This window comes from Paenibacillus sp. AK121 (assembly GCF_019042715.1).
In the GTDB taxonomy this organism is placed as follows: Bacteria; Bacillota; Bacilli; order Paenibacillales; family Paenibacillaceae; genus Paenibacillus; species Paenibacillus polymyxa_C.
On record NZ_JAHPJM010000005.1, the window covers coordinates 67,318 to 88,376 of the forward strand.

Sequence of the window (21,059 nt, forward strand, 5' to 3'; positions counted from 1 at the left end):
ACGATATGAATAAATTACGGCCGGTTGGTGTTATCGGAACAGGGAAATACGTACCTGAGAAAATTCTGACCAATAAAGATTTGGAAGAAATCGTTGAAACAAGTGATGAGTGGATTGTTAGCCGTACAGGGATTCAGGAGCGCCATATTGCTGCTCCAGAGCAGGCTACATCTGATTTGGCTTATGAAGCAGCAGTTAAGGCGTTGGAGTCTGCGGGTATGACGGCACAAGATCTGGACCTGATTATAGTAGCTACGGTTACACCAGATATGGCATTTCCGTCAACTGCTTGCATTCTTCAGGACAAGTTGGGGGCCAAAGGCGCAGCGGCTTTCGATTTGTCTGCTGCATGCTCGGGTTTTGTGTACGGGCTGGCTACGGCAACGAGTTTCATTAAGACAGGTATTTATAACAATGCGTTAATTATTGGTGCAGACTGCCTTTCCCGGATTACAGATTATACTGACCGCAACACCTGCGTTCTTTTCGGAGATGGAGCAGGAGCTGTAGTGATTGGTGAAGTACCTGAAGGTAGAGGATTCCAATCCTTTGATCTGGGGGCTGAAGGCGCTGGAGGCACCTTGCTCAAGTTGGAAGCTGGGGGCTCACGTTTGCCTGCGAGTGCGGATACACTGGAAAATAAACAGCACTATATTTACATGAACGGACGCGAAGTGTTCAAGTTCGCGGTTCGCGTTATGGGAACAGCAACGGTTGATGTGTTGGAGAAAGCTGGGATGTCCAAAGACGACATCGATCTGTTCGTTCCGCATCAAGCCAATATCCGAATCATCCAATCCGCAATGCAACGTTTGGATTTGCCAGAGGAAAAGGTAGTTATTAATGTTAATAAATATGCGAATACATCCGCAGCATCTATTCCTCTCGCTCTTGTGGAAGCAGCTGAGGAAGGCCGCATGAAGGAAGGCGACCGTATACTAATGGTGGGCTTTGGCGGCGGTTTGACCTGGGGTGCGTCGGTTCTTATCTGGTAATTAAGTGGCAGTTTTGATATAATATTGAATTTGTCTGGTGTTTTACAGAAGAAGCATTGGATACAGAGAGGTGCATGCACGATGGGCAAAACGGCATTTATATTTCCCGGTCAGGGTTCACAAGCTGTAGGTATGGCTAAAGATGCTTATGAAGCAGTTCCAGCTGCAACAGAAGTATTCCGTAAAGCGGACGAACGTTTGGGTTTCGCGCTAAGCACACTGATATTTGAAGGGCCTGACACAGCCTTGAAGCAAACATCCAATACGCAGCCTGCACTGTTAACGGCGAGCATTGCGTTGTATGAAGCGTTCAAGGAAAAGGGCATCCGCCCTGATTATGTGGCTGGGCACAGTCTAGGAGAATACAGTGCGCTAGTGGCTTCCGGTGTTCTCACATTTGAGGATGCAGTTGAGACTGTTCGTGCACGTGGTCAGTTTATGGAGCAGGCCATTCCTGATGGACAAGGCGGGATGGCTGCTGTGCTGGGAGCTGATCGTGAAGCATTGGCAGCATTGTGCCGTGATATTACGGAGTCTGGCCAACTGGTTGAATTGGCCAACATCAACTGTCCCGGACAGATTGTTGTATCCGGTACAAAGGCGGGTGTAGCTGCCGTCGCTGAACGTGTGAAGGAAGCAGGCGGTAAGCGTGCTATTACTTTGGAGGTCAGCGGACCTTTTCATTCGTCATTGATGAAGGAAGCGGCGGACAAGCTCTCCGGTAAATTGGAGACTGTGAAATTTGCTGAAGCCCAGATTCCGGTTGTGACCAATGTGACAGCAAAACCTGTACGTGAGGGAAGTGAAATTCGCCAACTGTTGGTGGAACAGGTCTATTCTCCGGTACTATGGGAAGACAGCGTAGCATGGTTACTGGAACAAGGTGTGGACACCTTTGTTGAGTTTGGACCGGGAAGTGTTTTGACCGGACTGGTTAAAAAGATTGACAAAACGGTTAAGCTGTATAACATGAGTAGCCTGGAGTCGTTTGCTTCTATAACAGAAGCCCTGGAAGCCCGCTAAAAGTATTAATGATTGCCTTTACGGGTTAAATACTTGCAAGGGAGGACTATGATGTCTAAGCCATTGAGTGGAAAAACAGCGCTGGTTACGGGAGCGTCGCGCGGAATTGGCCGTAGTATCGCACTGGCGCTGGCTGAAGCAGGGGCTAATGTCGCAGTAAATTATGCTGGTAGCGAAGCGGCTGCGACTGAGGTAGCAGAGCTGATTCGTGCCAAAGGTGTAGAAGCTATTACAGTTCAGGCTAATGTGGGACGTGCTGAAGAAGCTGATCAGTTGATCAAGGATGTAATTGGCGCTTGGGGCAAGATTGATATCCTGGTGAATAATGCTGGCATAACAAGAGATAATTTAATCATGCGGATGAAAGAAGAGGAATTCGATCAGGTGATCGAAACGAATCTTAAGGGTGTGTTTAATTGTCTCAAGGCGGCCACACGCCCAATGATGAAGCAGCGTTCTGGACGAATTATCAATATCTCTTCCGTTGTTGGTGTACTTGGTAACGCAGGACAAGCCAACTATGTCGCTGCTAAAGCGGGAGTGATTGGTCTTACTAAATCCTCTGCTAGAGAGCTTGCCTCAAGAGGAATTACAGTGAACTGTGTGGCTCCTGGATTCATTGATACTGAAATGACACAGGTGCTGGCTGATGATTTGCGTGACAATATGCTTAGCGGTATTCCGCTGGCCCGTCTTGGACGGCCTGAGGAAATTGCAGATGTGGTGCTATTCTTGGCCTCGGATGCTTCCTCATATATGACGGGCCAGACTTTGCATGTGGATGGCGGCATGTATATGTAGTTCTTGTTGCCAATCCGCATGCCCCGATGGAGAGTAGTTAATGAAAACTCTCTTCTATGGCATTTTAATTGTAATTTTCGTATAATACCATAAGGAGGAGGTGAGCCGGATGTCCGATGTATTGGAGCGCGTAAAACGCATTGTCGTTGACCGTTTGGGAGCCGACGAAGCCGAAGTTACACTTGAAGCATCTTTTAAAGATGATTTAGGCGCTGATTCTCTCGATGTAGTTGAATTGGTTATGGAATTGGAAGATGAGTTTGATATGGAAATCTCTGATGAAGATGCAGAGAAAATTACAACTGTAGGTGAAGTTGTGAAGTACATACAATCTCATACCTAATTCATGTCATCAAAAGTCCCGTTCTGTTACAGGCGGGACTTTCTCCTAATTATACAGATTGAACTAAAGACGGAATTGTCGCGTGTTTTTGACTTCATCTCAGCTTCACTTCGTCAAGGGCTGAGTATAATGCGGCATTACTAACTTTAGTTGATTCTATATTATTTTTGTACACAAGCGTGTGCGAACTAAAAATACAATTTGCAGTAGACATAGAGGTGATTATCTTTGAAACAACGTGTTGTCATAACAGGAATGGGTGTAATCACTTCGCTGGGACAGGATTTGAACACACTATGGGATAATCTGATGGCTGGAAAATCTGGTATCAGTAAAATCGAAGCTTTTGATACAAGTGAATACACTACGAAAATAGCCGCTTCCATTAAAGATTTTAATCCAGAGGATTATATCGATCGTAAGGATGCGCGTAAAATGGACCGCTTTGTGCAGTTCGCGGTTGCTGCTAGTAAATTGGCGCTTGAGGACAGCAAACTCGTAATCGGAGAGAATGTGGATGCTGAGCGTGTTGGTGTATCTGTTGGTTCTGGTATTGGCGGATTGGGCACTTGGGAAGATCAGCATAATGCACTGATCGAAAAGGGACCTAAACGCGTAAGCCCTTTCTTCATTCCGATGATGATTGCTAATATGGGTTCCGGTCAAGTTTCGATCTCACTCGGTGCTAAGGGTCCCAATACATCGCCAGTTACGGCTTGTGCCACAGGTAGTCATGCTATCGGTGATTCCTTCCGCATGATTCAGCGCGGTGACGCTGACGCTATGATTTGCGGCGGTGCCGAAGCAACGATTCGTCCGATTGGTATTGCTGGATTTTGCTCCATGCGAGCGATGTCCACACGTAACGATGAGCCGGAAAAGGCAAGTCGTCCATTTGATACCGAACGGGACGGATTTGTTATGGGCGAAGGCTCTGGTGTACTGATTCTGGAATCGTTGGATCATGCTTTGAAGCGTGGTGCACATATTTACGGCGAAGTGATTGGCTATGGTCTTTCAGGCGATGCCCATCATATGACGGAGCCTGATCCAGAGGGAGCAGCACGCTGCATTAGAATGGCGATCCGTGATGCTGGATTGAATCCTGAAGATATCGATTATATCAATGCACATGGTACATCTACGCCGGTTGGTGACAAATCGGAGACGGAAGCAGTTAAGAAAACGCTTGGAGAGCATGCCTATAAGGTAGCGATCAGTTCAACCAAGTCGATGACAGGGCATCTTCTGGGTGCAGCGGGAGGCGTTGAAGCCGTAATTTGTGGTCTTGCGCTCCAACATCAGACAATTCCGCCAACAATTAATTTGGATAATCAAGACCCGGCTTGTGATCTTGATTATGTACCTAATAAGCCGAGAAAAGCGGAACTGAATGTGGTTATGTCCAATTCCTTTGGTTTTGGCGGTCACAATGCTACGGTTATTCTAAAAAAATATGAAGCGTAAGGGGTCAGTTCGTTGAGTGGAGACTTGAAGCAATTACAGCAGAAACTTCATATTCAATTCAACAATCGGCAGCTTCTGAAGCAGGCTTTTACGCACGCTTCCTACGTAAACGAACATCGGTTCAGTCAGCATGCAGATAATGAGCGTCTGGAATTTCTGGGTGACGCTGTTCTGGAACTGACGGTGTCTGAGCAATTGTACAATCAGTACCCTAACCGGCCCGAAGGCGAACTAACCAAGTTGCGTGCAGCTATTGTCTGTGAGCCTTCTTTGGTGAAGTTTGCTGTCGGGCTTGAGTTTGGGCAGTATGTATTGCTTGGAAAAGGTGAAGAGCTGACAGGCGGACGTACTCGTCCTGCTCTGTTGGCTGATGTGTTCGAGGCGTTCGTAGGCGCGCTTTATTTGGATCAGGGTCTGGAAGCCGTCCGGTCGTTTCTAGAACGTTATATTTTTCCTCAAATTGTATTAAACGGTAAGCTTCAGATGAGTGATTTCAAAACAGAGCTTCAGGAACTGACGCAGCATCATAACATGGGGATGCTTGAATACAAGATTGTCGAGGAACGCGGACCTGCCCATGAACGCGAGTTTGTAGCCGAGGTATATATGGACAGCGAACGGCTGGGGGCAGGTACAGGACGCTCCAAAAAGGAAGCTGAGCAGCAAGCGGCGGCAGTTGCTTTAAACCGTTTGAAGCTGGCGGAATCGTAATCGGTACCTGAGCGGCCCGAACGGGTGACGCAAGCAGAGGACACAAAGTAAGAGCAAAGGGCAGTCCGCGGGGAGTCCCGGCCCATAATGGCGAATGGACTGCGTTTTGCTCTTTTTTCGTGGCTTTACTGCTGTAAAGTGAACGTCGATACTGTGCTTTTTTCAAATTAGTCTTATGCTACAATAAGGATAATTCAATCAATCAGGTCAATGAAGTTGTACAAGCATATTTGAATGTTAGAGGTGAGATTGAGCATGTTTTTAAAGCGCATTGAGCTGGCGGGCTTCAAATCGTTTGCAGATAAAACGGAAATGGAATTTGTCCGCGGCATTACGGCAGTCGTCGGACCCAATGGGAGTGGAAAAAGTAATATTTCCGACGGAATTCGTTGGGTGTTGGGCGAACAGAGTGCCAAATCACTGCGTGGCGGCAAGATGGAGGACATTATTTTTGCAGGTAGTGATGCTCGTAAGGCTGTTAATTACGGTGAAGTATCACTTACGCTAGATAATGAAGATCAGGCATTGCCTCTGGATTTTGGTGAAGTGACGGTAACGCGACGTGTGCATCGGAGTGGGGATAGTGAATATTTCATTAATCGTCAATCATGCAGACTTCGGGATATTACTGAGCTGTTTATGGATACAGGGATTGGTAAAGAAGCTTATTCGATTATTGGGCAAGGACGTATTGAAGAAATTTTGAGTACCCGATCTGAGGATCGACGGGGTATTTTTGAGGAAGCCTCGGGTATCGTAAAATATAAATCACGTAAAAAAGATGCAGTTCGCAAGCTGGATGAAACAGAGCAAAATTTGCTGCGTATTCACGATTTGGTCAGTGAACTAGAGGATCAGATTGGACCTCTTAAGGAGCAGTCTGAAAAGGCGATTCATTTTAAAGAGCTGCGCAGTGAATTAAAATCAAAAGAAATTTCGATGTACGTCCATCAAATTGAACAAATTCATACTTCATGGAGCGATGCGACTTCCAAACTAGCTTTGTTGCAGCAAGAGCAGCTTCAGTTGTCTACAGTAGTGTCCCGCCATGATGCGATGCTGGAAAACGATCGTAATGAATTACGGCAGCTGGAAGAGCAAGTAGAACGTCTGCAAAAGGATCTGCTGCAATACAGTGAAGCTACGGAAAAAAGTGAAGGATACGGTGAATTGCTCAAAGAGCGCACACGCAATTTGGAGGCCAATCGGGAACAATTGATCTTATCCCTCAGCACAAGTGAATCACGGCATTCCGAACGCAAAAGCGAACTGGATCAGCTGAACGAAAAGCTGTCAGCGCTGAATGTAGAGCTGGACGAGTTGCGTGCGCGTCTGTCTGATGAAGAGGCCAAACTGATTGGCGTCACAGGTGGAATCAGCCAGGAGCAGGAAGAAAGCCTAAAGGGTGGTCTGCTGGAGCTGATGAATCAGATGGCGCAGGCGCGTAACGAAATTCGTTATACCGACCAACAGAAGGAAGCGTTGGAACGCCGAGTGAATCGCGTCAGTGATGAATCCGGCAAATGGGAAGCCCAAAAAGTCGAACTTGAACAGCGCAAAAAAGGGTTGGAAGCGACGATTCAGAAGCTGGGACAGGAAATTAGCAGTTTGCGCAGTGGCTATATTCAGGGAAGTGAACAGTACCAGGCCCTGCAAAAACTACTGGAAGAAAACCAGGGCACGGTTCGTAAATGGGAACAAAAACGTGAGGCTCAAATTTCACGGCGAGATACGATGAAAGAAATGCAGGATGACTTTGACGGCTTCATGCTCGGAGTTAAAGAGGTGTTAAAGGCTTCACGCAAAGGAACTTTGCACGGTGTGCATGGAGCAGTAGCGGAGCTGATTCGGGTACCTGAGCATTTAGAGCAGGCGATGGAAACCGCTTTGGGCGCTTCAGTTCAGCATATTGTGATGGAAAATGAATCGGTATCCAGACAGGCGATCAGTTTTCTAAAGCAACGTCAATTGGGCAGAGCGACATTCTTGCCTATGGACGTTATCCGCCCGCGTCAGATTGGTGCTGGAGAACGTCAAATTGTGGAAAGCGCAGAAGGCTTTGTCGGGATCGGTGCAGATCTTGTTCAGTACGATGATCGATATGCCGGAATCGTAGGCAGTCTCTTGGGGAATGTGGTCATTGCCCGTACGCTGGAAGATGCCAATCGTATTGCGGCCCGTTGTCAATATAGATATCGTGTTGTCACGCTGGAAGGCGATGTTGTCAATGCAGGTGGTTCCATGACTGGGGGGAGCCAGTTCAAGAAAAATGCTAATCTGCTGGGCCGTAAACGTCAGCTGGATCAGTTGGATCAAGACATTCTAGACACGGAACAGCAAATTGCCAGGTTGCGCCAGAGTGCAATAGATACCAAACGACAGTTGGAGGAGACACAGACCCGTCTGGATGAATTGCGCCAGGGCGGCGATGTGAAGCGGACCGAAGAGCAGCAGATGGCAATGGAGCTCAAACAACTTGAGCATGAACTTCGTCATGTTCTGGAGCAGGTAGCTGCGTCTGGCCAGGAGAAAAAAGGCTTTGACCAGGAAATCAAGGAGTTGGAAGCTTCCCGTGCAGAAGCACTGGTAAAGTTGGCTGCGCTGGAGGAAGAAGAGAAGAAAACGCATCAAGCCATTCACGCTGCCGAATTTGCGCGTAAAGCGAATGAATCAGCCAAAGAGCAGTTGCAAGGAGAGCTCACCAATCTCAAGGTAAGAGAAGGCAAGCTGGACCAAGAGCGCTTTTCATTGGAAGAGCAGATTCGCAGACTGCGTGGGGATTATGATACCCTTGGTAAGGATTCAAGACAAAACAAGACCTTGCTTGCTTCCATCGAAGCGGATTTGCTTACCAATGAGCAGGAGACCGTGAAACAAATTGAGAATCTCAATCAATACCGTTTGAAAAAGGAAGAAGCTGCAGAGCAATTGGAATTCAAACGGGCTGCACGCAGCAGCTTGTCCAAAAAACTGGAAGCTGCTGAGAATGACACAAAAGAACAGCGAATTCAGCTTAAGTCGGTGGAGGAACTGCTTCGCCAAACAGAAATTGGAGTAAACCGACTTGATGTGGAACTGGAAAATGTTTTGAAAAAATTAAGTGATGATTATGAACTCAGCTATGAGCTGGCCAAGCAGCGTTACCCTATACCGGAAGATATTGAAGGTACGCAGAGTGAGGTGGAAAGGCTCAAACGCGGGATATCTGCGCTGGGTGAGGTCAATCTGGGTGCTATTGAGGAATACCAGCGTGTACATGAGCGCTATACGTTTCTTGATGAGCAAAAGTCTGATTTGGTAGAGGCCAAGACAACGCTCTATCAGGTTATTCGTGAAATGGATGATGAAATGTCCAAGCGCTTCAAGACCACGTTCGATGCGATTCGTCGCGAATTTGGAACGGTTTTCTCCAAGCTGTTCGGAGGCGGACGTGCAGACCTTGTGTTGCTTGATCCGGAACGTTTGCTGGAGACGGGCATTGACATTGTAGCCCAGCCTCCAGGCAAAAAACTTCAAAACTTACAGTTGTTGTCAGGCGGTGAACGGGCTCTAACAGCAATGGCTTTATTATTTGCCATTTTACACGTTAAACCTGTTCCATTCTGTGTACTCGATGAAGTAGAGGCAGCATTAGACGAAGCAAATGTGGTGCGTTTTGCTCAGTATTTACGGGAATTCTCAGAGCAGACACAGTTTATCGTAGTTACACACCGTAAAGGCACCATGGAAGAATCCGATGTGCTGTACGGGGTTACGATGGAAGAAGGCGGGGTTTCTAAACTCGTATCTGTCAAGCTGGACAACGATGAAGCTGAGATTGCCTGACATCAAATAACATACTTTCAGATCAACGGAGGGAATCCATGAGTTTCTTTAGAAAATTGAAGGAAAGCATCGCAAGTAAAACGGAATCGGTCACAAAGCAGTTCAAAGACGGTTTAGAAAAAACACGTAAAGGTTTCGTCGAAAAAGTAACGGACCTGATGATTCGCCGTAAAAAAATTGATGAGGAATTTTACGAGGAACTGGAAGAAATTCTGATCGGAGCGGACGTAGGCGTCAATACCGTTATGAACCTCATTGAAGACTTGCGGGGAGAAGTGAAAAAACGCAAAATCGAGGATGCGTCCGAGTTACAGCCTGTACTGTCGGAAAAGCTGTCTGAGTTGCTGCGGGGGAATGACAATAGTCAGCTCAAAATGAATCCAGACGGGATTACGGTCATTCTATTCGTAGGCGTCAATGGAGTCGGAAAAACAACGACCATTGGCAAGTTGGCTCATCGTTTTAAACAAGAGGGCAAAAAAGTATTGTTGGCTGCTGGAGATACATTCCGGGCGGGCGCGATTGAACAGTTGGAGGTTTGGGGCCAACGGGCAGGTGTAGAGGTCATCAAACAGCAATCTGGTTCTGATCCAGCTGCGGTTATGTTTGATGCCGTACAGGCTGCCAAGCAGCGTCAAGTAGATGTTTTGTTATGCGATACAGCAGGACGTCTTCAAAATAAAAGCAATCTAATGGAAGAATTGAACAAGATTTTCCGCGTTATCCAGCGTGAAATTCCAGACGCTCCTCATGAAGTGTTGTTGGTACTTGATGCGACGACTGGACAAAATGCACTTAACCAAGCCAAGCTGTTTGGTGAGAAGAGCGGCGTAACCGGTCTGGTACTGACAAAATTGGATGGAACAGCAAAGGGCGGGATTGTTGTTGCTATCCGTCAGGAATTGAATTTGCCTGTTAAGCTGGTGGGCTTAGGTGAAAAAGTGAATGATCTTCAACCGTTTGATTCAGAACAATTTGTTCATGCATTGTTCGCCGGTTTGATCCAAGAAGAGGCTGTCGAAGCTGGCGAGGAAGAGCAGAACTAATCCGTTTGATTAGACTTGCTTATAAGTCTGGGACTAAGCAGTGCTCCTGTTGCCGCGTAAGTCCGCCCAATTGTATAATGAAAGCAAAAGGTTTGACGATGCCGGATAAATTTCTTGTATAAAAATATTACTCAGGAAGCCGGGTGAAAAACGATGGCAAACACCTATACTTATTCCCGCCGGGAAGAAGTAGCTAACGCGATTACACATGGTATTGGAGCCGTTTTAAGTGTAGCAGCGCTTGTGCTACTCATTGTTTTTGCTAGCATGAAAGGAACTGCTTGGCATGTCGTAAGCTTTACAATTTACGGGATTACAATGCTGTTGCTGTATACCAATTCCACGTTGCTTCATAGCCTGCGTGAAGGAAAATTGAAGGATTTGTTCGAAATATTCGATCATTCTTGTATTTACCTGTTCATTGCAGGTAGCTACACCCCTTTTATGCTCGTTGCCTTGCGAGGTACTCTGGGATGGACGCTATTTGGAGTGATTTGGGGGATCGCTTTGTTTGGTGTACTGTTCAAGGCGTTCTTCACCAAACGCTTCCTGTTTATGTCTACTGTGTTTTACATTATAATGGGCTGGCTCATTACAATTGCCTGGAATCCCCTGATGGCCATTGTTCCCGCCGGAGGGATGACGCTATTGTTCGTGGGTGGTCTTATGTATACGCTGGGCACGATTTTTTATGTGTGGCGGGCATTTCCATATCACCATGCGATCTGGCATCTGTTTGTTTTGGCAGGCAGCATACTTCATTTTCTGGCTGTTCTGCTGTATCTTACTCCAGTAAGGGTTTGAGTGAGAGGGGCAAAAAAGTCGATCTATTCTCCCGTTTAAGGGCAGTGGATCGGCTTTTTTTTGTATGACAAGGGATAACGCTTGACATCTTCTTTTCTTTTATGTATGATAAGGAACGTTGAAAAGAACTGTAAAGTGTTTTTCCTTGACGATGGAGGTATACACGATGAGTCAGGAGAATCGGCTGGAAAAGACAAACCGGATTAACCGACTGTTTGACTTCTATGAACCTCTACTTACAGAGAAGCAACAGATGTTTTTAAAATATTACTTCCATGATGATTTTTCTTTAGGGGAAATTGCATCGGAATTTCAAATTAGCCGTCAGGCAGTCTATGAACATATTAAACGTGCTGAACAGGTATTAGAAATGTATGAGGAAAAGCTTGGATTGCTAAGTAAGCATGAACGTAGAATCCAAGATTTAGAGGAACTGAATGCGACATTATATGATGCATTCGGAAAAGTTGGTAAGCCCGATAAGGATACATTGCAACATGTCCAACAAATTGTAAATCGCCTGCAGGAATTGTAGGATATATAAATGAAGAACTAACAACCCTGGTAGACAAGGAGGTGCGAAAGTATGGCATTTGAAGGATTATCGACTCGCTTGCAAAATGTATTCAGTAAATTGCGCGGCAAAGGAAAAGTGTCTGAGGATGATGTAGCTCAGGCGATGCGTGAAGTGCGATTGGCTTTGCTTGAAGCGGACGTTAACTTCAAGGTTGTAAAGGACTTTATTGCCAAGGTAAAGGAGAAATCCGTTGGTAAGGAAGTGATGGACAGCTTTACGCCAGGCATGGTCATCATCGACATTGTAAACAAGGAATTGACCGAGTTGATGGGTGGCAGTCAGGCTAAGCTTGCCAAAGCAAACAAACCGCCTACAGTCATTATGATGGTGGGTCTCCAGGGCGCAGGTAAGACGACGACGTCAGGTAAACTAGCGAAGTTGTTGCAAAAGCAAAACCATCGTCCATTGCTTGTAGCTGGTGATATTTACAGACCTGCCGCGATCAAGCAGCTTCAGATTCTCGGTGAGCAGATTAACGCACCTGTATTTACATTGGGAGATCAGACAAGCCCGGTGGAAATCGCAAAACAGGGTTTGCAGCATGCTAAGGATAATGGTAATGACTATGTTATTATAGATACTGCCGGTCGTCTTCATGTTGATGAAGAACTGATGGAAGAGTTGCGCCAGATTCATACTAATGTCAAGCCGGATGAAGTTCTGCTGGTTGTAGATAGCATGACAGGACAGGATGCAGTTAACGTTGCGGAGCACTTTAACAATAGCCTTGAGTTAACGGGAGTTGTACTGACAAAGCTGGACGGCGACACTCGTGGGGGCGCGGCCTTGTCGGTTAAAGCTGTGACAGGATGCCCGATCAAGTTTGCTACATTGGGTGAAAAGCTGGATGCAATGGAGCCATTTCACCCTGAGCGGATGGCTTCACGGATTTTAGGCATGGGTGACATGCTGTCCCTGATTGAAAAAGCGCAGTCCAATATCGACGCGGATAAGGCGAAGGAAATGGAACGGAAAATGCGCAATGCCGAGTTTACTTTCGAGGATTTTCTGGAGCAAATGGATCAGGTTAAGAAGCTTGGCCCAATCGACCAGATTCTCGATATGATTCCTGGTATGGGCAACATGAAGCAAATGAAAGACATCAAAGTGGATGACAAACAGATGGGCCGGATTGAGGCTATCGTTCATTCGATGACTAAACAGGAAAAGCAAAACCCAGACATGATTAATCATAGTCGTCGCAAGCGGATTGCTGTAGGCAGTGGAACATCGCTGGCTGAGGTAAATCGTCTCATTAAGCAATTTGACGAAATGCGCCGTATGATGAAGCAGTTCTCAGATATGATGGGTCCTAAGGGTGGCAAAAACAAGGCTCTGAAACAGCTGAAGAGTATGGGCAAAGGTATGAAGTTTCCTTTCCGCTAAAAGGTCGATAGGCCTTTGGAGTTATAGGATAGCAATATACAGTCTACTTTTTGAAGGAGGTGAATTTTCGTGGCAGTTCGTATTCGTCTGAAACGTATGGGTGCACATAAAGCTCCTTTCTATCGCGTCGTGGTATCTGATTCCCGTTCCCCGCGTGACGGTCGTTTTATCGAAGAAATCGGTTACTACAACCCTATTACAGTACCAGCGGTTGTAAAAATTGATGAAGATAAAGCGCTGAAATGGTTGCAAGATGGTGCACAAGCATCCGACACTGTTCGCAACTTGCTTAGCAAAGCGGGCGTGTTGAAAAAGTTTCATGAGCTTAAAACACAGAAATAAGGTGCTGATACGGAGGGTCAACCATGGAAGAATTAGTGATAATCATTGCTAAGGCTTTAGTCGATCATCCGGATGATGTGACCGTGAAGACCTTGGAGAAGGATCGACTTGTAGTGTATGAACTTAGTGTACATCCTGAGGATGTGGGCAAGATCATTGGCAAGCAGGGACGTATCGCCAAGGCGCTTCGCACTGTGGTTGCATCAGCAGCCGTTAAGATGGATAAACGGGTTACCGTAGACATCATATCTTAAAGATATACGAAAGTGGGTTAGGATGTATGTCCTAACCCTTTTTCGTACATGATGAAGATGATATGGAGCGGAGCCGATTATATGCAGGAGGAACACGATGCAGCAAATGTTTAATGTCGGGAAAATTGTGAATACACATGGAATTCGCGGTGAGCTAAAAATATTAACGACAACTGATTTTCTTGAGGATCGTTTTGCCAAAGGCAGCGAGCTATTGATTGTTCCAGCAGATGGCAAAGCACCGATTCCCGTAACTGTAGAAACAGCTCGTTTTCAAAAAAATATGGTTGTCGTAAAATTTAAGGAATATCACAACATCAATGATGTTGAGAAATATAAAGGTACTTTGTTAAAGGTCTCTGCTGAACGGTTAGGAGAATTGGAAGAAAACGAGTTTTACTTTCATGAAGTAGTCGGTATGGAAGTAGTAACGGAAGACGGAACTAAGCTCGGTGAGGTAAAAGAAATTTTGACACCGGGAGCGAATGATGTATGGGTAGTCCAAATGCCTAAAGGTAAGGAACTGCTATTGCCGTATATAGAGGATGTTATTTTGGATGTAAACGTGCGCGAAAAACGGGTTACAGTACGATTAATGGAAGGTCTGCTGTAATGCGGGTGGATGTACTGACCCTGTTTCCAGAGATGTTTGATGGCGTTTTTAATGCAAGCATTCTGGGAAAAGCAAGGGATAAGGGGATTGTATCACTGCAAGCGGTTAATTTTCGCCAGTATGCCGGCAACAAGCATGGGCAAGTGGATGATACGCCCTATGGTGGTGGAGGCGGCATGGTTTTGAAGCCAGACCCTATTTTTGCTGCCGTGGAAGCGCTGTTGGATAAATCAGAGCAATCAACATTTGAAGCTGCCGTTGAAGGTATTGGAGATGAAGATGCCGAACATAACGCAGACATAAAAACTCCGCGTATTATTTTGATGTGTCCACAAGGAGAGACTTTTACGCAAAAAAAAGCGGAAGAGCTTGCCAAAGAGGACCATCTTATTTTTATATGTGGACATTATGAGGGTTATGATGAGCGTATTCGAGAGCATCTGGTGACGGATGAGCTTTCGATCGGAGATTATGTATTGACTGGTGGCGAGCTACCAGCCATGGTCGTCATTGATAGTGTGACACGGTTGTTACCAGGAGTGTTGGGTAATGAAACGAGTGCGGTAACAGATTCGTTTAGTACAGGACTGTTGGAATACCCACATTATACTCGGCCTGCTGAGTTTCGGGGCTGGAAAGTGCCGGATGTACTCTTATCAGGGCATCATGTCAATATTGACTCTTGGAGACGACAAGAGGCGTTACGTCGTACGATGGAACGTCGACCGGACTTGCTGGAACAGGCTGAACTGACAAGCAGGGAGCGCGCGTGGATTGAGGAGCAGCACCAATTGGACAGTTCGAGGGACAAGCGATAAAGCACTATTAACATGAGTGGATTTGAAAGCAGGCAGGGACCTGTTTTATAATGAAGTCAATTAAATAATGTTTGGTCAAATCCCTTTTTGTTGTTGCAATGCGGTAACCTCCATGATACAATACATCTGTTGTGTGTAATACGGTGGTCCTCTGTGGATGATGAAGGAAACGGAAGAGTTTCCAGAAGAAACATGAACACCTGTACGGAAGGAGGGAGTCATAGATGAATATCGTCCAAGCGATTACTGAAGAACAACTGCGTAAAGATCTGCCTAACTTTCGTCCTGGTGACACTTTGAAAGTGCACGTGAAGGTTATCGAGGGAACTCGTGAGCGTATCCAGTTGTTTGAAGGTGTAGTAATTAAACGCCGTGGTGGTGGAATCAGTGAGACTTTTACAGTTCGTAAAATTTCTTACGGTGTAGGTGTGGAAAGAACTTTCCCGCTTCATTCCCCAAAAATCGATAAAATCGAAGTGGCTCGCCGTGGTAAAGTGCGTCGTGCGAAGCTTTATTATCTTCGTGAACTGCGCGGTAAAGCAGCGAGAATTAAAGAAATTCGTCGTTAATACAACGAATAACGAAAGGGGCTTGGTTACAAGCTCCTTTCGTTTTTTCTACGTACATAGGGAACTGTGGATTATTGACCGTAAAGAGAGGACAGTGAGCTATGGAGCAAGAAGTAGGACAAGGAGCTGTGCAGCAGCCAACTGATCAGGATGGTACGCCCAAGCGTAAACCAAAAAATGAGATTTTTGAGTGGCTCAAGGCCATCATTATTGCGTTAGTGCTTGTCTTTTTAATCCGCTGGCTTCTCTTTAAGCCTTTTATTGTGGATGGTCCGTCAATGCAGCCTAACTTTCATACCGGAGAACGCGTCATTGTAAATGAGATTTTGTATGATTTTCGTGCTCCTAAACCGGGTGAAGTGATTGTGTTCCATGTCCCGGAAGAAAAAAGAGACTTCATCAAGCGCGTCATTGCCGTTGCGGGTGATACGGTCAAGGTAGAAGGTGACACGATTACAGTAAATGGTAAGCCGATCCAAGAACCTTATCTCAAGGCTCCTTTGGAAGAAGCACATCAAAATGGCGAACTTTACAACAAGTTTACCAATTTTCCAAATGAAAAGTTTAAGAATGGAAAAGTGCCAGAAGGGCATATTTTTGTTATGGGCGATAACCGTTCCAATAGTACAGACAGTCGGATGATTGGATATATTGATTTGAAGGAAGTCGTGGGCCGGGCTGATGTCATTTTTTGGCCTGTGAAGGATATGCAGTGGATTAACCACTAGAAATAACTAATAAGCAGCATAGCTGCCGTAATCCTAACTATGACCCCAAGGGTGAAAGTAGGAGTTACGCTCAATGGGGTGATGACGGTGACGATTCAATGGTTTCCTGGTCATATGACCAGAGCGCGCCGCCAAATTGAAGCAAAATTAAAGCTGATTGATTTGGTTATTGAGCTGATTGATGCTCGGTTGCCGCTTTCCAGCCGAAATCCAATGATTGATGATATTTTGCAAGGCAAGCCGCGAATGATTATTTTGAACAAGGCAGATTTGGCGGACCCTGTAGTATCACAGCAATGGATTGCCTACTTTAAGGAACAGGGGCATGTAGCCTTTCCAGTAGATGCCACGACAGGGACGGGGCTCAAAGAAATTCCGGTTCAGGCCAAGCTGTTGCTTAAGGAAAAAATAGACCGGCAGATTTCGAAGGGAATGAATCCGCGTCCTATACGTGCTTTGATTGTCGGTATTCCGAATGTCGGCAAATCGACATTGATCAACCGAATGGCAGGACGTAATATTGCAGCTACGGGTGATCGCCCCGGAGTAACGAAGGCACAACAGTGGATCAAGACCGGAGAAATTGAATTGCTGGATACACCAGGTATTTTGTGGCCTAAATTTGAGGATCAGAACGTGGGCTATCGTCTAGCAGTTACAGGCGCGATCAAGGAAGAAATTTTAAATGTAGAGGACATTGCCTTTTTCGCGACAAAATATCTTGTTCAATATTATTGGGATGCCATGGCAGAACGTTTTGAGCTTACCGAACGCCCTGAGGATACAGAAAATCCAGATGATGTTGTGAACGTTATGGAGGCTATCGGACGTAAGCGTGGCTGTATTGTTAGTGGTGGACGTGTAGATCTCGAAAAGGCGTCAAAAATTATTTTGCGTGAGCTACGTGCAGGGAAGCTGGGACGATTCAGTTTAGAAGCACCATATTGATAGAGCTGGTACATCTGATACAGAACATTGCATTTTGTGGCAAGGAAGAACCTTCCCCATCTCTCCGGAGAGGAGGAAGGTTTTTTGGTATGTAAAGGTAGATAGAAAAGGGTTTTGAACAGTAGAGGTCTGTGGTAAGCTGAATTCAATTGTTAGAGCTACGGCATGATGAAGCTTAAACTACGTAAAGATGGGCAGGTATTGAATATGGAAGCTAAAGAGAACGCAGTAAAGGACATGCTGCACTATGAAAAAAAATGCTGGGAACAATCTTGTGAGCGGATTGCAGGTATTGACGAGGTAGGGCGTGGATGTCTGTTTGGAGATGTTGTGGCGGCAGCAGTCATTTTACCAGTTGGTGAGTTATTGGAGGGGGTAGACGATTCCAAAAAATTGACGGACAAGAAAAGAGAAGCCTACTACGAACTGATTATGGAGAAGGCGATTGCTGTAGGAGTTGGTCATGTAGACGCGCGGATGATTGATGAAATCAATATTAAACAAGCGGCTCGTTTAGCTATGAAAAAGGCTGTTGAGGCTTTACATGTGTCTCCTGATTATTTACTTGTGGATGCAGAAAAGGTAGATGTACCTATTCCTCAGCTATCCATCATTAAGGGAGATGCGAACAGTCAGTCTATTGCGGCAGCTTCTATCATTGCCAAGGTGACTCGTGATCGGCTATGCAAAGGTGAATGGGATGCGAAATATCCGGAATATGGGATTGGTATACATAAAGGTTATGCTACCAAGTTGCATAGAGAACAAATTTTGGCGCTAGGGCCTACAGAAATGCATAGACGCAGCTTTTTAGGCAATTTGTTGACTGAGCAACCAACGTTGTTTGATCTGTAGATACTTATTATGAATCAGGACAATACCGATATAAAGTATATCTAATATTACAGACCCTTTTGAGTAGGGGGAGAGTGAGAGGAGGGGCGATATGAACATCGGATCTGTATTCCGGGGATTACTTGGAGATGTGAAGGCGGGAGAGGCGAAAAAACTTGATATGCAGCCAGGCCAGGTCGTAAGAGGAGTCGTATTAAAGGTGTCTGAGGACGGCGACGAGGCTGTATTGCAAATACAGGGTTCTCAAGTCAGGGCAAAGCTGGAGACCCCTCTTCAACCTGGACAGACTGCAACGTTTCAGGTACAACCGGCTTCTTCCAGCGGAATGACTGTGCTTAAGCCTCTGAATGATGCTGCCAATATGCCACAGCAAACCGTAGCGCTGACAGACGTATTGGAATCGGTGGGACTGCCGGATACAGCTCAAAACAGGGAGCTTATACAGGCAATGCAAAAGAATGGTGTGCCGTTGACATCGGAAAATGCGGCTTCTTTGCAAGAAGCCTTGTCGAAGCAAAGCGGCAATGTACAATTGGGAACGTTTGTGCAGGCAGCGGCAGTTGCCTTTCAGCGGGGACTTCCATTAACGGCCGAAAGCATAAATGGATTGCGTCAAACAATGTTTGGGCCTCCTTTAAATGATTTGTTGTCATCGTTGGAGCAAGAACTTGAAGCGGTGTTAAAGCAGCAAGGACAGGGAACGCCTACTGACCGTTCAGTAGGGGAAGCAACCACAATAAAAAGCACTGACCGAACGTCAGTTAGTCCAACAGGCACTTCTTCTGTGGTGATTGCAGAGGGACAGGAAGGCCAAGCTTTAACATTGTCCAAGGATGCTTCTGCCTCTGCTGCTACAAAACAGGCAGAAACAGGACAACAAGTCACAGGCGGCAAGGAATTGTTAAAAGGGACTCAGGCAGCCAATCTCGCTGCTACAGTAAGCGAAGCGAGTGTTTTGGCTACAGATTCGGATACTTCGGCGGGATCTACTGCATTTGCATCCAACGGGACTGCTTCAGAAAAACCGCAAGCAGTTAGCGGGCGAGGAGCGACAGTGGTATTGGATGCTGGTGCCAATGCGCCTGAATCGGGCGCTGCTGATGCATTAAACGGCTCCCGCGTCAAAGCGGAGCAACAACAGCAAGCCACTGCGGCAGGTACGCAGCTTAAGGATGCCGATGGTGCTCCAACCCCGGCCACGGCAGAGTCTACGGGGACGAAGTCTGCCTTAAACGCAGTCACGGCAGACCGTCCTTCCGCACAGCAAGCCGCTGGCTCTACGCTACCATCCGCGACGAACAACGCTACTGTGCCAGAGGCGCCGCTCCAGCGGCTGCGCCTCCTGCTGCAAGAGCTACGTGCAGCAGTGCCACCCGAACTGAGCACGGCTGCGCCAGATCAGTCCTCAGCAGAGGTAGCGCAGCCAGCGGCTGGCGCTTCGCGGACTGCGGATGCCGCTGCTTCTCAGTCTGCGGCGCCCAGCATGCAGCTCAGCCCCACGGAGGATCCGTGGGTAGGCCGTGTGCTGAAGCTGCTCGGTGCAGAGCACGAGCAGCAGGTACACCGCTCGACTGCGCAGCTCGCGCAAGGGGCAGCGGCACGTACGGAGCCGCCTGAGGGAGTGTTGCAGACGCTGCCGGGTTTAGCGGCTACGACAGACAACTCCGTGACAGCGGCCGCAGACACCGTTAAAGGGGCGCTACTACAGCTAATGAGCAGCGACGACCTGCCGCCCGCTTTGAAAGAGGCGGCTCAGCAGGTTGTACAGCACCTGACAGGCCAGCAGCTGCTGCTAAATACAGACCGAACGGCGCCTTTTGCACAAGTGCACATGTTTATACCGTTTATTGGACCGGACGGTCGCGAAACAGCTACAATCCAGATTCAGTCCCGCCGTGGCAAGCGCGGAGAGCTGGATGCCTCCAACTGTCGACTTTGGTTTGATTTGGACATGAAGGGACTTGGTCCGACGCTGGTGGATGTGCAGGTTGTAGATCGGATTGTAAGTCTCAAGCTTCATAATGATCAGGAATGGGCGGCTTCGCTATTAACGAGTGGGCGTGAGTCCATTCGTACCGCGCTGGAGTCGCTAGGCTACCAACTTCTAACACTGCGTACCGAGCCTATGCCCACAAGGGCTGAACAGAGCAGCCCCGCCTCTTCAGAGGTACAAAGCTATGTGCCTCAGCCGTACAAAGGAGTCGATCTTAAAATATGAAAGAGCCCTTGGAATCTCCTTCTCCTTCCATGAAGAAGGCGGTCGCCCTTAAATATACACCTGGTGAGAGCGAAGCGCCGATCGTCGTTGCCAAGGGGAGCGGCCGCATTGCGGATAGCATTTTGGAAAAAGCCAAAGAACATGGTGTTCCTGTTCAGGAGGATGCTGCGCTGGTTGAAGTGCTGTCCAAACTTGATTTGGACGAGCAAATCCCTGCTGAACTCTATCAGTTGGTAGCAGAGGTGCTAACCTATATATATCAAATGGATCGGCTTGCTCCAAGGGATGACTGGTGATGGGAAATGAAATGAAGACTAGAGGCAAGGACCAGCGGAAAGCCAAAGGAGCGATGGGCGAAGAAGCCGCGGCTTTGTTTTTAGAAAACTTGGGTTATCGTATCTTGGAGCGCAATTGGCGATGCCGTAGTGGAGAAATAGATCTGATTGCCAAGCAGGAGCACATACTCGTATTTATTGAAGTACGTAGCCGAAGCAGCTCTAAATATGGAACACCAGCCGAATCAGTTACTGCACGTAAAATAACCCAGGTTCGCCAAACAGCCGCAGTATACTTGCATATGAACGGAATGGGAGAATCTCCAATCCGTTTTGATATGATTTCTGTACGATTATCTGCTGAAACGGCTGTTGTTACGGACCATTTTATAGATGCCTTTTAAAAAAGTAAGAACTTCTTTGGATGTTGGAACACAGGACTGAATTCATATGTACAGGTT

The 21,059-nt window shown here is 46.7% G+C and carries 22 protein-coding genes; all 22 read left to right on the forward strand.

Annotated features, from left to right (window positions below):
* Positions 1-5: 5 nt before the first annotated feature.
* The 22 genes from KSP24_RS10915 (at position 6) to KSP24_RS11020 (ending at position 21,002) form a co-directional block, all read left to right on the forward strand.
* The gene (locus tag KSP24_RS10915) at positions 6-995 is read left to right on the forward strand and encodes a beta-ketoacyl-ACP synthase III (protein ID WP_013370638.1); all 990 of its coding nucleotides are present in this window, start codon (positions 6-8) and stop codon (positions 993-995) included.
* Between the two features lie 81 nt (positions 996-1,076).
* Positions 1,077-2,018 (forward strand): ACP S-malonyltransferase, encoded by a 942-nt coding sequence (fabD, locus tag KSP24_RS10920; RefSeq protein WP_025676844.1) that lies wholly within the window; start codon positions 1,077-1,079, stop codon positions 2,016-2,018.
* Between the two features lie 51 nt (positions 2,019-2,069).
* Positions 2,070-2,819 (forward strand): 3-oxoacyl-[acyl-carrier-protein] reductase, encoded by a 750-nt coding sequence (gene fabG, locus KSP24_RS10925; protein WP_013370640.1) that lies wholly within the window; start codon positions 2,070-2,072, stop codon positions 2,817-2,819.
* Between the two features lie 109 nt (positions 2,820-2,928).
* Entirely contained in the window at positions 2,929-3,162 is a 234-nt protein-coding gene (locus KSP24_RS10930) for an acyl carrier protein (RefSeq protein WP_007429985.1), read from the forward strand.
* A gap of 228 nt (positions 3,163-3,390) precedes the next feature.
* Positions 3,391-4,629, forward strand: coding sequence for a beta-ketoacyl-ACP synthase II (fabF, locus tag KSP24_RS10935; RefSeq protein ID WP_013370641.1), 1,239 nt, complete (start codon positions 3,391-3,393; stop codon positions 4,627-4,629).
* Between the two features lie 12 nt (positions 4,630-4,641).
* Complete coding sequence (gene rnc, locus KSP24_RS10940) at positions 4,642-5,340, forward strand: ribonuclease III (protein WP_013309856.1); 699 nt, start codon at positions 4,642-4,644, stop codon at positions 5,338-5,340.
* Positions 5,341-5,595: 255 nt separating this feature from the next.
* Positions 5,596-9,165, forward strand: a complete 3,570-nt coding sequence (gene smc / locus KSP24_RS10945) for a chromosome segregation protein SMC (protein ID WP_058710930.1) — start codon at positions 5,596-5,598, stop codon at positions 9,163-9,165.
* A 38-nt stretch (positions 9,166-9,203) separates the two neighbouring features.
* A complete protein-coding gene (gene ftsY / locus KSP24_RS10950; RefSeq protein WP_013370643.1) occupies positions 9,204-10,211 on the forward strand; it encodes a signal recognition particle-docking protein FtsY in 1,008 nt (335 codons plus the stop codon).
* A gap of 153 nt (positions 10,212-10,364) precedes the next feature.
* On the forward strand, positions 10,365-11,015 hold the full coding sequence (gene trhA, locus KSP24_RS10955; protein WP_013370644.1) for a PAQR family membrane homeostasis protein TrhA: 651 nt from the start codon (positions 10,365-10,367) through the stop codon (positions 11,013-11,015).
* A 166-nt stretch (positions 11,016-11,181) separates the two neighbouring features.
* A complete protein-coding gene (gene ylxM / locus KSP24_RS10960) occupies positions 11,182-11,550 on the forward strand; it encodes a YlxM family DNA-binding protein (RefSeq protein ID WP_013370645.1) in 369 nt (122 codons plus the stop codon).
* A 51-nt stretch (positions 11,551-11,601) separates the two neighbouring features.
* Positions 11,602-12,978: a signal recognition particle protein gene (gene ffh, locus KSP24_RS10965; protein WP_013370646.1), complete on the forward strand. Its 1,377-nt coding sequence runs from the start codon at positions 11,602-11,604 to the stop codon at positions 12,976-12,978.
* Between the two features lie 69 nt (positions 12,979-13,047).
* Positions 13,048-13,320: a 30S ribosomal protein S16 gene (gene rpsP, locus KSP24_RS10970; RefSeq protein ID WP_013370647.1), complete on the forward strand. Its 273-nt coding sequence runs from the start codon at positions 13,048-13,050 to the stop codon at positions 13,318-13,320.
* Positions 13,321-13,343: 23 nt separating this feature from the next.
* Positions 13,344-13,574, forward strand: a complete 231-nt coding sequence (locus KSP24_RS10975) for a KH domain-containing protein (RefSeq protein WP_013370648.1) — start codon at positions 13,344-13,346, stop codon at positions 13,572-13,574.
* A 97-nt stretch (positions 13,575-13,671) separates the two neighbouring features.
* The gene (gene rimM / locus KSP24_RS10980) at positions 13,672-14,187 is read left to right on the forward strand and encodes a ribosome maturation factor RimM (RefSeq protein WP_013370649.1); all 516 of its coding nucleotides are present in this window, start codon (positions 13,672-13,674) and stop codon (positions 14,185-14,187) included.
* The gene (gene trmD / locus KSP24_RS10985) at positions 14,187-15,005 is read left to right on the forward strand and encodes a tRNA (guanosine(37)-N1)-methyltransferase TrmD (RefSeq protein WP_013370650.1); all 819 of its coding nucleotides are present in this window, start codon (positions 14,187-14,189) and stop codon (positions 15,003-15,005) included. Before rimM ends, trmD begins: the two co-directional genes overlap by 1 nt.
* A 224-nt stretch (positions 15,006-15,229) precedes the next feature.
* Positions 15,230-15,574: a 50S ribosomal protein L19 gene (gene rplS / locus KSP24_RS10990; protein WP_007429998.1), complete on the forward strand. Its 345-nt coding sequence runs from the start codon at positions 15,230-15,232 to the stop codon at positions 15,572-15,574.
* A gap of 101 nt (positions 15,575-15,675) precedes the next feature.
* The gene (lepB, locus tag KSP24_RS10995) at positions 15,676-16,302 is read left to right on the forward strand and encodes a signal peptidase I (RefSeq protein WP_025676859.1); all 627 of its coding nucleotides are present in this window, start codon (positions 15,676-15,678) and stop codon (positions 16,300-16,302) included.
* Between the two features lie 87 nt (positions 16,303-16,389).
* Complete coding sequence (gene ylqF / locus KSP24_RS11000) at positions 16,390-17,250, forward strand: ribosome biogenesis GTPase YlqF (protein ID WP_014599660.1); 861 nt, start codon at positions 16,390-16,392, stop codon at positions 17,248-17,250.
* A gap of 168 nt (positions 17,251-17,418) precedes the next feature.
* Positions 17,419-18,105, forward strand: a complete 687-nt coding sequence (locus KSP24_RS11005) for a ribonuclease HII (protein ID WP_025676862.1) — start codon at positions 17,419-17,421, stop codon at positions 18,103-18,105.
* Positions 18,106-18,196: 91 nt separating this feature from the next.
* A complete protein-coding gene (locus tag KSP24_RS11010; RefSeq protein WP_216975140.1) occupies positions 18,197-20,323 on the forward strand; it encodes a prolipoprotein diacylglyceryl transferase in 2,127 nt (708 codons plus the stop codon).
* Positions 20,320-20,619 carry an EscU/YscU/HrcU family type III secretion system export apparatus switch protein gene (locus KSP24_RS11015; protein ID WP_013370655.1) on the forward strand — a complete coding sequence of 100 codons (300 nt, stop codon included), beginning with the start codon at positions 20,320-20,322 and terminating at the stop codon, positions 20,617-20,619. The genes KSP24_RS11010 and KSP24_RS11015 overlap by 4 nt, the downstream gene beginning before the upstream one ends.
* Complete coding sequence (locus KSP24_RS11020) at positions 20,619-21,002, forward strand: YraN family protein (RefSeq protein WP_013370656.1); 384 nt, start codon at positions 20,619-20,621, stop codon at positions 21,000-21,002. The genes KSP24_RS11015 and KSP24_RS11020 overlap by 1 nt, the downstream gene beginning before the upstream one ends.
* The last annotated feature ends 57 nt before the right edge of the window (positions 21,003-21,059 follow it).

Excerpts from the sequence above, each read along its gene's own strand:
- KSP24_RS10915 (WP_013370638.1), top strand. The coding sequence starts at position 6 with ATGAATAAATTACGGCCGGTTGGTGTTATCGGAACAGGGAAATACGTA.
- fabD (WP_025676844.1), top strand. The coding sequence starts at position 1,077 with ATGGGCAAAACGGCATTTATATTTCCCGGTCAGGGTTCACAAGCTGTA.
- fabG (WP_013370640.1), top strand. The coding sequence starts at position 2,070 with ATGTCTAAGCCATTGAGTGGAAAAACAGCGCTGGTTACGGGAGCGTCG.
- KSP24_RS10930 (WP_007429985.1), top strand. The coding sequence starts at position 2,929 with ATGTCCGATGTATTGGAGCGCGTAAAACGCATTGTCGTTGACCGTTTG.
- smc (WP_058710930.1), top strand. The coding sequence starts at position 5,596 with ATGTTTTTAAAGCGCATTGAGCTGGCGGGCTTCAAATCGTTTGCAGAT.
- ftsY (WP_013370643.1), top strand. The coding sequence starts at position 9,204 with ATGAGTTTCTTTAGAAAATTGAAGGAAAGCATCGCAAGTAAAACGGAA.
- trhA (WP_013370644.1), top strand. The coding sequence starts at position 10,365 with ATGGCAAACACCTATACTTATTCCCGCCGGGAAGAAGTAGCTAACGCG.
- ylxM (WP_013370645.1), top strand. The coding sequence starts at position 11,182 with ATGAGTCAGGAGAATCGGCTGGAAAAGACAAACCGGATTAACCGACTG.
- ffh (WP_013370646.1), top strand. The coding sequence starts at position 11,602 with ATGGCATTTGAAGGATTATCGACTCGCTTGCAAAATGTATTCAGTAAA.
- KSP24_RS10975 (WP_013370648.1), top strand. The coding sequence starts at position 13,344 with ATGGAAGAATTAGTGATAATCATTGCTAAGGCTTTAGTCGATCATCCG.
- rimM (WP_013370649.1), top strand. The coding sequence starts at position 13,672 with ATGCAGCAAATGTTTAATGTCGGGAAAATTGTGAATACACATGGAATT.
- trmD (WP_013370650.1), top strand. The coding sequence starts at position 14,187 with ATGCGGGTGGATGTACTGACCCTGTTTCCAGAGATGTTTGATGGCGTT.
- rplS (WP_007429998.1), top strand. The coding sequence starts at position 15,230 with ATGAATATCGTCCAAGCGATTACTGAAGAACAACTGCGTAAAGATCTG.
- lepB (WP_025676859.1), top strand. The coding sequence starts at position 15,676 with ATGGAGCAAGAAGTAGGACAAGGAGCTGTGCAGCAGCCAACTGATCAG.
- KSP24_RS11005 (WP_025676862.1), top strand. The coding sequence starts at position 17,419 with ATGAAGCTTAAACTACGTAAAGATGGGCAGGTATTGAATATGGAAGCT.
- KSP24_RS11010 (WP_216975140.1), top strand. The coding sequence starts at position 18,197 with ATGAACATCGGATCTGTATTCCGGGGATTACTTGGAGATGTGAAGGCG.
- KSP24_RS11015 (WP_013370655.1), top strand. The coding sequence starts at position 20,320 with ATGAAAGAGCCCTTGGAATCTCCTTCTCCTTCCATGAAGAAGGCGGTC.
- KSP24_RS11020 (WP_013370656.1), top strand. The coding sequence starts at position 20,619 with ATGGGAAATGAAATGAAGACTAGAGGCAAGGACCAGCGGAAAGCCAAA.